Here is an 11,787-nt window from a genome sequence, read left to right on the forward strand (position 1 = left end):
TTCTACTATGGCTGCTAATTTTTCCAATCAAGCGCAAGTGCAAGGTGGTATCGGGGCAACCGAGCCCGGTATTTCGCACGATGAGCACGCGCATCACGACGAGCACCACGAGCAGAGCTTTCTGCAGAAGTACGTCTTCAGCACTGACCACAAAGTAATTGCCAAGCAATTCCTGATTACAGGCATTATCTGGGCAATCATTGGTGGTACGCTGTCGAGCCTATTTCGTTTGCAGCTGGGCTGGCCCGAATCTACTTTCGAGTGGTTGTCGCCTTTCCTAGGTAAGTGGATTGAAGCTGGTAAGCTTAATCCCGAGTTCTACCTAGCATTGGTTACGATGCACGGCACCATCATGGTGTTCTTCGTACTGACGGCTGGTTTGTCCGGAACGTTTTCCAACTTCCTAATTCCTCTGCAGATTGGTGCCCGTGATATGGCATCAGGCTTCATGAACATGCTCTCTTACTGGTTCTTCTTTGCCTCCAGTGTTGTCATGTTTATCTCTCTGTTCATTGAAACAGGCCCTGCTTCTGCTGGCTGGACAATTTATCCTCCGCTGAGCGCCTTGCCTCAGGCTATTCCCGGTTCGGGAGCTGGTCAGACGTTGTGGCTAGTATCAATGGCACTGTTCATTGTTTCGCAGCTGCTGGGTGGTGTTAACTACATCACGACGGTTATTAACCTTCGTACCCAGGGTATGAGCATGAGCAAACTGCCGCTTACCATCTGGTCGTTTTTCCTGACTGCTATCCTGGGCTTGTTGTCGTTCCCGGTGCTTTTCTCAGCTGCACTGCTGCTGATCTTTGACCGCTCATTCGGCACCTCGTTCTTCCTATCCGATATCTACATTGCAGGTCAGGCCTTGCCAAACACAGGTGGTTCGCCGATCTTGTTCCAGCACTTGTTCTGGTTCCTAGGTCACCCTGAAGTGTACATCGTTATCATGCCTGCAATGGGTATGGTATCTGAGATTCTAGCCACTAATGCTCGTAAGCCTATTTTCGGCTACCGTGCTATGATTGGCTCACTCCTCGGTATTTCGCTGCTTTCCTTCATTGTATGGGCTCACCACATGTTCGTAACGGGTATGAATCCGTTCTTGGGCTCGGTGTTTATGTTCCTAACATTGATTATTGCAGTGCCTTCGGCTGTGAAGACCTTCAACTGGCTTGCTACACTGTGGCGTGGTAACATCCGCTTCACGTCGGCTATGTTGTTCTCGATCGGTTTTGTGTCTTTGTTCATTGCTGGTGGTCTTACTGGTATTGTACTAGGTAACGCAGCACTGGATATCCAAATGCACAACACTTACTTCGTGGTAGCTCACTTCCACTTGGTAATGGGCTCTTCGGCTTTCTTCGGTCTATTTGCTGGTGTTTACCACTGGTTCCCGAAGATGTTCGGCCGTATGCTGGACGAGAAGCTGGGTTACATTCACTTCTGGCTGACTTTCCTAGGTGTATATCTGGTGTTCCTGCCAATGCACTATGTAGGTATTGCCGGTTTCCCCCGTCGCTACTACGCTTGGACTGGCTTTGATACATTCAGCCAATTTGCTGATCTGAACAAATTCATTTCAGCTGCGGCAATCATTGCTTTCTTCGCTCAGTTCGTCTTCATTTTCAACTTCTTCTACAGCATTTTCCGCGGCCGTCGTGCTACCGAGAACCCTTGGAACTCGACGACGCTGGAGTGGACTACGCCGGTAGTACCTGGTCACGGCAACTGGCCTGGTGCTATTCCAGCTGTTCACCGCTGGCCTTACGACTACAGCAAGCCCGGTGCAGCTGAGGACTTTATTCCCCAGCACGTACCATACTCGCAGACGCAGGCTTCCAACCTGCCCTATGAGAAAGAGATGGAGTAGTAGCCGCTAGGCTCTTATAATATGAAAAGGGCTGCTGTACTAACGGCGGCCCTTTTTCATTTCCTATACAGAGAAATCCAGCTTCGGCGCAGCCGGCCCGGATTTCTCTTTTCTTTTTAAGCAAACTGCCTCTCAAGTGGTTTGTAGTATGATCACCCTTGCATAGTCACATTGAGCATGGTAGTTCCTGCGTTTGTACGTCGCTTTCGGTTTGTTGGAATTTTAACGGTGGTAGCCGTCTATGTATTGATTTTGGTGGGCGGTATTGTACGGAGCTCGGGCTCTGGTATGGGCTGCCCTGACTGGCCCAAATGTTTCGGTACTTGGGTGCCGCCAACTCATATCAGTCAGTTACCAACCAATTACAAGGAAATCTATACTGCTCAACGGGTAGAGAAAAACAAAAAACTAGCTACTAAACTAGAGCAGTTAGGGTTCCATCAAGTGGCAGGAGACATATTTTCGCATCCTACGCAGTATATCGAGACCGATTTCAACCCTGTCAAAACCTGGATTGAGTACATAAACCGGCTAGTAGGAGCACTGATAGGGGTGTTTGTATTTCTCACCCTAGTGTTTTCCTTGCCTTACTGGAAGCTTGACCGGGCAGTCTTCTGGTTGGCATTTGGTTCGTTTATCCTGACGGGAGTACAAGGCTGGCTAGGCTCGTTAGTAGTATCAACCAATCTGTTGCCCATCATGGTCACAATCCATATGGGACTGGCTCTGCTTATTGTGGCCATGCTCTTGTATGCAGTTGATCGATCACAATATGCTAGTAATGAGGTTCAGGAGCGAGTGCACAGTGTGCCTGGACTGACTGCTTGGTTATGGGTGGCTATAGTGCTGACGTTTGGTCAAATCGTACTAGGCACTCAGGTGCGGGAGCAGATTGATTTGGTGGCTTCTGCGGCCAATTACCTTGACCGAGCTGAATGGGTGGAGCAGTTGGGAAGTTCTTTCCGGTTTCATCGTACGTTTTCAGCTTTATTGCTGCTCATTAACGTGTACTTAGCCTATCGGCTATACCAGCTCGCTTCACGGCAGTTACACTACCTAGCAACGGCCATATTAGGCTTAATAGGGGGGGAGATACTGGCTGGCATTGTCCTGGCATACTTTTCATTTCCGGCTGCAGCACAGCCAATTCATCTCACATTGGCTACTATGCTCTTTGGAGCACAGTTTTTAGCATTGGTAGCCTATCAGCGTGCCACGAAGTTGCAGCAGCAGGTGGCTACTACGGCCGTTGTTGCGTAACTTTGCGGCCCCATTTGGCGGACTTTTTCGCCGCGCAACCTGTTTCAGCAGTTGATGACTAAGGCTAGGGCATATTTTCAGTTAATCAAATTCCGGCTGGCGCTTACGGTGGCATTCTCTAGTGCCATCGGCTACCTGCTGGGAGCCCATGAACTGGATTTGTGGCGTGCGGTACTCGTGATGTTAGGCGGATTAGCCGTGACGGGCTCAGCCAATACCATCAATCAGGTCTTCGAAATAGATCTGGATAAGTTGATGAAGCGCACCGCAAAGCGCCCTTTGCCACTGGGAATATTGAGCGTGCAAGAGGCATGGGTATTCACGATTATCCTGGGGGGATTAGGCCTTGGCTTGCTGGCATATTATTTTAATCCTCTGGCAGCGGCGCTGTCGCTGGTTTCCTTGATTCTATACGGGTTCGTGTATACCCCGCTCAAAACTATTTCTCCTATATGCGTAGCTGTAGGCGCTATACCGGGGGGGATGCCACCACTCATTGGCTGGGTTGCAGCCACTGGCTTTCTGGGAGCGGAAGGCTGGATCCTGTTCGGAATACAGTTTATGTGGCAGTTTCCACACTTCTGGGCCATTGCTTGGGTATTGGACGACGATTACAAGAAAGCCGGCTTCAAGATGCTGCCTACGCCTGGAAAAAAGGATCTGCGCACTGCTTTCCAGATCATGACCTACACGCTGGTCTTAATTCCGCTGAGCTTGTTGCCGTTCTACTTCGGCATGACGAATACCACATATCCGATGGTGGCGGCTATTTGCGGAGTCCTATTTCTGATGCAGACATTTTACCTCATGCGCACCGTCAGTAAAAAGGCCGCCATGAGCATCATGTTTGGTTCTTTTCTGTACCTGCCTATCGTGCAAATAGCTCTGGTGCTGGACAAAATATAAAGTAGACAAGAAGTAAAAAGTAAGCGCAGTTGACCGGGACAAACACCCTAGCAACGATGTTATAAGAGCAGCTTACTTCTTTTTTTCGTATTCCTGATTTTTCAACGATATGCATCCTTCTGAAGCATTGACCTCTAAGCAGCCCGCTACCGGCATTCATCCGTTGCGCTTTGTACTGTGGCTAATGATGGTGAGCATCACCATGATTTTTGCCGCCTACACCAGCGCATACATTGTGCGCCGTGAGGAGGGCAACTGGCTGGAGTTCGATTTGCCCTCTGGCTTTTTGATTACCACCCTACTGATTATCGCCAGCTCGGCCACTGTGCAGTGGACGTGGTTTGCAGCGCGCAAAGATGAACTTACGCAAGTGCGGTTGGGCCTTATCCTGACCCTAGTGCTGGGAGTAGCCTTTTTGGTTGGCCAGTACCTAATGTGGGGGCAATTGGTAGACAATCGTATCTTTTTTGGTGGAACAGATGCCAACCCTTCTGGCTCATTTCTGTATGTATTAACTGGTGTTCACGGATTTCACCTGATTACGGGATTAATCTTTCTGCTGGTAGTTTTGCGTAAAAGCTTTAACTATCAGGTGCATTCCCGTCAGATGCTCTCTGTTGGCAACGTTACTATCTACTGGCACTTCCTAGGCGCGCTTTGGTTGTACCTGTATTTGTTCCTACTTTTGAACCATTGATTTTTGTCAACCCCCGCACGCTATGTCCACCATTTCCACGACGCAGGTAATTTCTGATTCCGCCCTGGATAAGCCGCGCACCGGCACCTGGGACGGCGGGAACGAGCCATTTAAAGCGAGCTACGGCAAGCTGATGATGTGGTTCTTCCTGTTGTCGGACGCCTTCACGTTCGCCGCCTTCCTGACTACTTACGGTCTGATCCGTCACCGCCACGAAGTTTACGGCGGCACAGCAGAGAATTTCAAGTTCTCAACCGAGTACTGGCCCATTCCGGAAAAGGTATTTGATGCCTTTCCTGGCCTGCACGGTACCCACTTGCCGCTAGGTTTTGTGGCGCTGATGACGATGATCCTCATCTTCAGCTCCGTGACGATGGTATTGGCCGTAGAAGCAGGTCATCGCTTCGACAAGAAGGACGTGCAGAAATGGTTGCTCTGGACTATCTTATTTGGTGCTACTTTCCTCAGCTGCCAGGCTTGGGAGTGGGGCCACTTCATTACGGGTACTGAAGAAGGTACTCTGATGAACGATGGTACCGTATTTCACGGTGCTAATCTGGCCATGAACCAATATGGGCCAGTGCTTTTCGCTGACCTGTTTTTCTTCATCACTGGTTTCCACGGTACCCACGTATTCTCGGGTGTTTGCCTGCTGGTTTGGGCTTTTATAGCCACTACCAATGGTACGTTTGAGAAGCGCGGACACTATGAAATGGTGGAAAAGATTGGCCTATACTGGCACTTTGTAGACTTGGTGTGGGTATTCGTCTTCACCTTCTTCTACCTCGTTTAATTGAAATCTTGAGTGATTAAAAGTTGAAATCTGGTTGGCATAGGTTGTTAGCCAGATTTCAGCTCTTATCCATTCGCCACTCAGCATTTATACTAATGGCCCAGCACGCAACTCCCCATAACGGTCCAGCCGACGAGATTCCAAAGCCCAATACTGCTTGGATCTGGAAAACCTTCTGGATTATATCGGCCATCACGGCCCTGGAATTCGTTATTGCCTACGTTATGCCGGCAAGCACCATGCGTAATTCCATCTTCATCATCCTGACTATCTTCAAGGCCTTTTTCATTGTGGCTGAGTTCATGCACTTGAAGCATGAAACCAAAGGCCTGATCTGGACCATCTTGATTCCGATGGCACTGCTGATTTGGTTGCTGGTAGCCTTGATTACTGAAGGCTCTTACATCGGCGAAGCAGTTCAGAACCTGCTCCGCTAATCGTATGCGGCCCCAACAAATTTTGGTGTTGGGCCTCATCCTGCTGGTTCCGGTTCTGGCTTTTCTCTTCTTGAAAAGCTTCGGCACAAACCGTTACGCGCTGCCAACTTTCCTGCCCGACCGAGTGGACTCCACCCAGGTTGACGGAAAGTGGCAGCGCGATACTGTTTTCCACCAAATTGGAGACTTTCGGTTTTCGTCGCAGCTAGGAAGGGAAGTGTCAGGAACCGAACTGCGAGATAAAGGCCTGTATGTAGCCAGCTTTTTCTACACGGCGTGCCCTGGCGGCTGCCAGCGAATGAATGGCCAGCTAGTGCGAGTACAAGAGAAATTCAGGCAAGATGCGCGGGTGCGGCTGGCCTCCTTCACTATTGACCCTGCCCAAGACTCGGTGGCTGTACTGGCGCGCTATGCAGAGCAGTACGGCGCTATTGCCGGCAAATGGTTTTTCCTGACCGGAGACAAATCGGCACTTTCCCGGTTAGCTAGTGAGGAGTTTAGAGTTTCCCTGCCTGCTGGTGCCAATTCAGCCCTAGGGCACAACCAGGAAGTTTTCCTGGTTGACCGCAACGGACACGTACGGGGCCGTTACGATGGCACTAAAGAACGGGACATGAACCGCCTCATCACCGAAATTGAAGTGTTGCTTTACACCTATGAACACCCCTGATTCAGCTGCTAATCCGGCCGGCTTCACCAAATACAAAATCATAATGGCAGCGTTGGCTGCTATTATCCCCATTGCTGTTGCCATCCTGTATTTTTTTCCGGGCGTGTTCGTCATTCCGGGTGTTGATGTCAGGATGTTACCCGCTGTGAATGCGGTGTTGAACTCTTTAACGGCCGTATTCTTGGTAATCGGATATTATTTTATCCGGCGTAAAAATGTGGCGCGGCATCGGGCCATGATGGGGCTTGCGTTCTTGCTGGGTTCCTTGTTTCTGGTTTCGTACGTGGCGTATCACTCTCAGGTACCTAGTACCAAATTTGGCGGAGAAGGCCTAATTAAGGGCGTTTACTACTTCATATTGATTACCCATATTCTGCTGGCTGCTATTACCGTGGGCCTAGTGTTGTTTACCCTATACTACGCCCTTACGGAGCAGTTTCAGAAGCACCGGCGCATTGCTCGCTGGACGTACCCCGTGTGGTTGTACGTCTCGGTGACGGGCGTTATTGTGTATTTCATGATTGCCCCGTACTACACGTAAACCCAAAGGCGCTAAGCGAACTTCCGTGATACATACGGTCGTTATCCTTTCAACGAAATCAGACGAAATCATGAAGAAGATACTGTGTAGTGGAATGTTGGCGCTGTTGCTAGGTGTGCTGCTAAGTGCATTGCCCCTAAATGTGCAGGCGCAATGCACTATGTGTAAAACCCAGGTGGAAGCCTCGCGTCAGGAAAAGGATGGGTACGATACGACTGGTCTTAACAAAGGCATTTTGTATCTGATGACGATTCCTTACGTACTCATCGGAACGGTAGGTTATTTTTGGTACCGTCATAGTCAGCAAAAGAAAAAAGCGTCACATGGCTAATAACAGCTCCGCCCTGTTGGGTATTTTGCAACAGCGCTGCCCGCGCTGCCATCAGGGTCCGCTGTTCACGCACTCGGCTGCTAACCTTGCACACTTCACCGAAATGCCTGCGGCTTGTCCGGTTTGTGGGCAGGTGTACGAGCCGGAGCCCGGATTCTACTGGGGAGCTATGTACATCAGCTTTGCCTTTTCTACCGGTATCATGCTGGTTGTGGGTTTTGCGGTGTACTACCTGCTCGGCGACCCGGATACTTGGGTCTATATATCGGCCGTGGCAGTGGTGTCCTTGCTGCTCACGCCGCTAAGCTTACGGTACTCCCGCACCCTGATGCTGTACTTGTTTGGTGGGGTTCGGTATGATGAACGCTACAGTGCGCCGCGCCCGTAAGTATCACTCGCTTTACCATAGCTAGGAAATGCCGCCTTCGGGCGGCATTTTTGTTTGGTATCAAGCTTGTACTATCCTTTTCTCACCTTCCGCTCGCCCCATTGAAATTATTGCGTCGTCCTCCGGTTCTGTTGCTGCTCCTGGCTTTGCTTTGCTTTGCCGGGGCGTATATCAGCAACCGGTACAGCCAGAATCCGGAGCTAGTGCTGAAGGCCTCGGCCACGCGTCTGCAGGAACTGCTAATGGAGGCCGAACTGACGGGGGAGCGGGAATCGACGGAGGTACTGCAGCGCCTGGCTACCGGGCAAGTGAGTTTTCAGAGCCTGAGCAGCCATACGTCGTACCCGACCTTTGTTTTTAAAGGTGAGCAGATCATCTATTGGTCAGACCATAGCGTGCGGCCCGACTCGGAGCAAGCACTGCAGCGCTACCACGAGCGGCTGGTGGAAACGCGCTTCGGCAAGTTTCTGGTGCTGCGCCATACGGAAGGCGCATACATCGTGCTGACTTATATCCCGCTGGAAATAAGCTACGGCATTAGCAACCGCTACCTCCGCGACGGGAACGGGCAAGGGATTTTCCAAGGGCAGAATGTGCGTCTGATTATCGAGAAAAAGAATTCTAACCGGCCACGACTGGTATCCAACGAAGGCAACTACCTTTTTTCTATTGAAAGCCTGCAGGCTGACCCTATTACGGGTAAATACCTGCCGCTCGTACTGCTGTTGCTAGGCTTCGGGTTCTACTTGGCGGGCTGGGGGGTGGTGGCACGCCAGCGGTTTAGCCAAGGCGAGGTGCTAGTAGGCGCGCTGGCGGTGGTGCTGCCGCTAACGGCTTTTCGTGCCGTGCTGCTATACTTTGGATTGCCGTTTTCCTTTATCGAACTGCGGCTTTTTGATCCTAGGGTGTATGCCGCCTCCTGGTTGTCGCCTTCCCTCGGCGACTTGCTGCTGAATGCCATTCTGCTGGTGATAATGGCGTACTATCTCCGGCTGCTGTTTCGGCGCTACGGCCTGCTGCGCATCACGCAGCAGTTGCGGCGGCTGCCGCAGCGCTTTGTAGCAGGGTCGGTCATTGTGCTGTGCTTTTATGGCTTGCTGGAGCTCCTATTCGATTTCTATACAAGTACGTTCAGCAACTCACAGCTTATTCTGGACATCACGCAGGATATCCAGGTCAGCACGTTTAAGGTGCTGCTCTTGCTGGCTATTGTATTGCACACGGGCGCGTACCTGGTTGCGTTCTACCTCTTATCAAGGGTGTTCATCAGCATTGTGCGGCCATCCAGCCGTAATGCGGCCCTGTTGCTGCTACTTGGCACGGCCGTAGGCTTTTTGTCGGCGGGCTTGGTATGGGGGCTAGTGCACTGCACGCTGCTAGGTATTGCGCTGCTGTTTTTCCTGGTACTGCGCTTTACGGGGCTGCGGTCGGCCGGCGTGGTGCTTTCGTACCAGATCTACCTATTTATCTTTTTGATGCTGGGAGTTAGCTCAGCAGTAGGAGCACTAGCCCTGTATGAGCACTTTAACCGGCAACTGCAGCTGAACAAGCAGGATTTGGCCAGCAATCTGCTGGAGGATAATGACTTGAAGGGAGAATACTTACTAGTGGAACGCGGACAGGAAATGGCCACTGACCCCGTGCTCCGGACGATGCTGGCCAGCCCATTCGTTAACCAAGACCTGATTCGGCAAAAGGTCGTTAAGTATTACCTGCGCGACTATTTTGATAAGTATGAAGTGCGGGTCATCCTGTTTAACCCGGCGGGCCGTGGGGTAGGAGTGGGCGGCAGCCTGGAGCAAACCCGCGAGTTTCTGCTGCAAAACGCTACCCCCACTGACCACCCCAACATCTACCTCATTCGGGGCGGAAATTCCTTTAGCTCGCGGCGCTACGTGGCTTTTGTAGCCGTGCCTACTCCTGAGCTGGACCCTGAAACCGGCTCCGAAGCAAGCACCATTGTACTGGAGCTGAAGCTCAAGAAGCTCACCAATAACAGCGTGGTGCCAGAGCTATTAGTTGATCAGAAGTACTTCCGGCCCAAGCTAGGGACGGAGCTCAGCTACGCGGGCTATGAAAATGGGCAGCTAGTGTACAGTGAAGGCGACTTTGACTACGTGAATCGGTTGCCAGCTAGCTTGTTCCGCGATTCGCGGTTTTATACCACTGGCGTGGCCCTAAACGGCTTTCACCAGCTAGCCATTCGGGGCGCAGGGCAGCCGGAGCGAGTAGTGGTAGTAACTACATCTACCTACTCCTTCTCCGACTGGCTCTCCAACTTTTCGTTTCTCTTTCTGCTGCACAGCTTCTGCTGCCTGCTGCTAATGGGCGTGTTTCTGCTGGTGCGCGGCCAATATCGGGAGCTGCTGCACACAAACTTCAGTACTAAAATTCAGCTCTTTATCAACTTTGGTATTCTGGTGCCACTTATCGTGGTGAGCATTGCCATTGCCAGCCAGGTTACCAACTCCTACAAGCGCGACCTGTTGCGCACGTACCAACGCCGGGGGCAGGCAGTGCAGGAAAGCTTGCTGAAGAACAGCAACCTGCTGACGGATTCCTCTAACCGGGCCGATCTGGTTGATTTGGCCGAAAACGTATCAGCCCTAACCGAAACCGACCTGAACCTGTACGATGCCCGCGGAGAGCTGTTGGTGAGCAGCCAGCCGCTGATTTTTGAGGCCAGCCTGCTGAGCACGCTCATGAACCCGCAGGCCGTGTCGGCGCTGACGGAGGAAGGGCAGCCGCGAATACTCCTCACGGAACAAGCCGGTACACTCTCGTTTAATGCCCTGTACTTGCCGCTACGCGCTACCCTAGTGCAACAGGGGCGGCCGGGTCCGGTACTGGGCTACGTTGGCATTCCCTTCTTCGACTCCGAAAAAGACCTCGATAACAAGCTTACAGAGTTGATTTCAACGATTCTGAACATCTTCACCGTGATGTTTATCCTGTTTCTGGTGCTAGCCTTCCTGGCCTCCCGCATCCTGACGGAACCACTGAAACTCATCACGGAGAAGCTAAAGCAGACGACCCTGACCGGCCAAAACGAGATGCTGGCCTATGAATCGGAGGATGAGATTGGCTTGCTGGTGCGCGAGTACAACCAAATGCTGCTGAAGCTGGAGGAAAGCAAAGAGGAACTGGCCATTCAAGAAAAGGAAGCCGCGTGGCGCGAAATGGCCCGGCAGGTAGCCCATGAAATCAAGAATCCGCTCACGCCCATGAAGCTGAGCCTACAGTTTCTGCAGCGCGCCATCCAGGACCAACGCCCTAACCTAGACGAGCTGATCAACAAAGTGTCACAGACGCTTATCACCCAGATTGATGTTCTGACGGATATTGCTACCTCCTTCAGCAATTTCACCAACCTGCCAGCCATGCGCCCCGAGCGGCTGGATGTGGCCCCCATTCTGAAGCGTTGCGTGGGGCTGCACCAAGGGAACGTTGGGGAAGGCAGCATCCGGCTGGTGGTACCCAACGATGCGGAACTGGGCCGCTACATGGTGTATGCCGATGAAAGTTTGCTAGTGCGCACCTTTAACAACTTACTCATCAATGCACTGCAAGCCATTCCGATCGGTCGTGAGCCAGAGGTGGAAGTACGCTTAGAGCCACAGGATTCAGGTAAGGTACGGATTTGTATTCAAGACAACGGGACAGGAATTCCGGCAGATACGCGCGATAAAGTGTTCGTGCCCAACTTCACGACCAAGGAGAAAGGTTCGGGAATTGGCTTGGCCGTGGCTCGACGCGGCATAGAAAGTGCAGGCGGTAGCATCTGGTTTGAGTCCGAAGAAGGGGTAGGGACTCTGTTCTGCATCGAGCTTCCTTTGGCCGGATAGGCTTGTGCGCCGCTTCCCATCATGAGGTGCTAGATAGCAGCTAGGCATGATG

The 11,787-nt window shown here is 51.7% G+C and carries 11 protein-coding genes; all 11 read left to right on the plus strand.

The genetic code is table 11. From position 1 onward, the window contains the following. Positions 1-7 precede the first annotated feature (7 nt). Positions 8-1,867, plus strand: coding sequence for a cytochrome c oxidase subunit I (locus tag ACYVGU_RS18770; protein WP_460614179.1), 1,860 nt, complete (start codon positions 8-10; stop codon positions 1,865-1,867). Positions 1,868-2,044: 177 nt separating this feature from the next. Beyond that, the gene (locus ACYVGU_RS18775; RefSeq protein WP_460623302.1) at positions 2,045-3,127 is read left to right on the plus strand and encodes a COX15/CtaA family protein; all 1,083 of its coding nucleotides are present in this window, start codon (positions 2,045-2,047) and stop codon (positions 3,125-3,127) included. A gap of 54 nt (positions 3,128-3,181) precedes the next feature. Beyond that, positions 3,182-4,033, plus strand: coding sequence for a protoheme IX farnesyltransferase (gene cyoE, locus ACYVGU_RS18780; RefSeq protein ID WP_460623406.1), 852 nt, complete (start codon positions 3,182-3,184; stop codon positions 4,031-4,033). Between the two features lie 109 nt (positions 4,034-4,142). Then, entirely contained in the window at positions 4,143-4,730 is a 588-nt protein-coding gene (locus tag ACYVGU_RS18785) for a cytochrome c oxidase subunit 3 (RefSeq protein ID WP_460623303.1), read from the plus strand. 22 nt (positions 4,731-4,752) lie between these two features. After that, positions 4,753-5,523: a cytochrome c oxidase subunit 3 family protein gene (locus tag ACYVGU_RS18790; RefSeq protein WP_460623304.1), complete on the plus strand. Its 771-nt coding sequence runs from the start codon at positions 4,753-4,755 to the stop codon at positions 5,521-5,523. Positions 5,524-5,618: 95 nt separating this feature from the next. Further along, positions 5,619-5,960, plus strand: coding sequence for a cytochrome C oxidase subunit IV family protein (locus tag ACYVGU_RS18795; RefSeq protein WP_460623305.1), 342 nt, complete (start codon positions 5,619-5,621; stop codon positions 5,958-5,960). Positions 5,961-5,964: 4 nt separating this feature from the next. Next, entirely contained in the window at positions 5,965-6,630 is a 666-nt protein-coding gene (locus ACYVGU_RS18800; protein ID WP_460614185.1) for an SCO family protein, read from the plus strand. Then, positions 6,617-7,171 (plus strand): DUF420 domain-containing protein, encoded by a 555-nt coding sequence (locus ACYVGU_RS18805; protein WP_460614186.1) that lies wholly within the window; start codon positions 6,617-6,619, stop codon positions 7,169-7,171. The genes ACYVGU_RS18800 and ACYVGU_RS18805 overlap by 14 nt, the downstream gene beginning before the upstream one ends. A gap of 70 nt (positions 7,172-7,241) precedes the next feature. After that, positions 7,242-7,502 carry a hypothetical protein gene (locus ACYVGU_RS18810; protein WP_460623306.1) on the plus strand — a complete coding sequence of 87 codons (261 nt, stop codon included), beginning with the start codon at positions 7,242-7,244 and terminating at the stop codon, positions 7,500-7,502. Then, positions 7,495-7,890 (plus strand): DUF983 domain-containing protein, encoded by a 396-nt coding sequence (locus ACYVGU_RS18815; RefSeq protein ID WP_460614188.1) that lies wholly within the window; start codon positions 7,495-7,497, stop codon positions 7,888-7,890. Before ACYVGU_RS18810 ends, ACYVGU_RS18815 begins: the two co-directional genes overlap by 8 nt. Before the next feature lie 101 nt (positions 7,891-7,991). Beyond that, the gene (locus ACYVGU_RS18820; RefSeq protein WP_460623307.1) at positions 7,992-11,735 is read left to right on the plus strand and encodes a sensor histidine kinase; all 3,744 of its coding nucleotides are present in this window, start codon (positions 7,992-7,994) and stop codon (positions 11,733-11,735) included. The last annotated feature ends 52 nt before the right edge of the window (positions 11,736-11,787 follow it).

The sequence above is a fragment of the Hymenobacter tenuis genome, assembly GCF_054780495.1.

Coding starts and splice junctions, on each gene's coding strand:
- ACYVGU_RS18770 (WP_460614179.1), top strand. CDS start 8: ATGGCTGCTAATTTTTCCAATCAAGCGCAAGTGCAAGGTGGTATCGGG.
- ACYVGU_RS18775 (WP_460623302.1), top strand. CDS start 2,045: ATGGTAGTTCCTGCGTTTGTACGTCGCTTTCGGTTTGTTGGAATTTTA.
- cyoE (WP_460623406.1), top strand. CDS start 3,182: ATGACTAAGGCTAGGGCATATTTTCAGTTAATCAAATTCCGGCTGGCG.
- ACYVGU_RS18785 (WP_460623303.1), top strand. CDS start 4,143: ATGCATCCTTCTGAAGCATTGACCTCTAAGCAGCCCGCTACCGGCATT.
- ACYVGU_RS18790 (WP_460623304.1), top strand. CDS start 4,753: ATGTCCACCATTTCCACGACGCAGGTAATTTCTGATTCCGCCCTGGAT.
- ACYVGU_RS18795 (WP_460623305.1), top strand. CDS start 5,619: ATGGCCCAGCACGCAACTCCCCATAACGGTCCAGCCGACGAGATTCCA.
- ACYVGU_RS18800 (WP_460614185.1), top strand. CDS start 5,965: ATGCGGCCCCAACAAATTTTGGTGTTGGGCCTCATCCTGCTGGTTCCG.
- ACYVGU_RS18805 (WP_460614186.1), top strand. CDS start 6,617: ATGAACACCCCTGATTCAGCTGCTAATCCGGCCGGCTTCACCAAATAC.
- ACYVGU_RS18810 (WP_460623306.1), top strand. CDS start 7,242: ATGAAGAAGATACTGTGTAGTGGAATGTTGGCGCTGTTGCTAGGTGTG.
- ACYVGU_RS18815 (WP_460614188.1), top strand. CDS start 7,495: ATGGCTAATAACAGCTCCGCCCTGTTGGGTATTTTGCAACAGCGCTGC.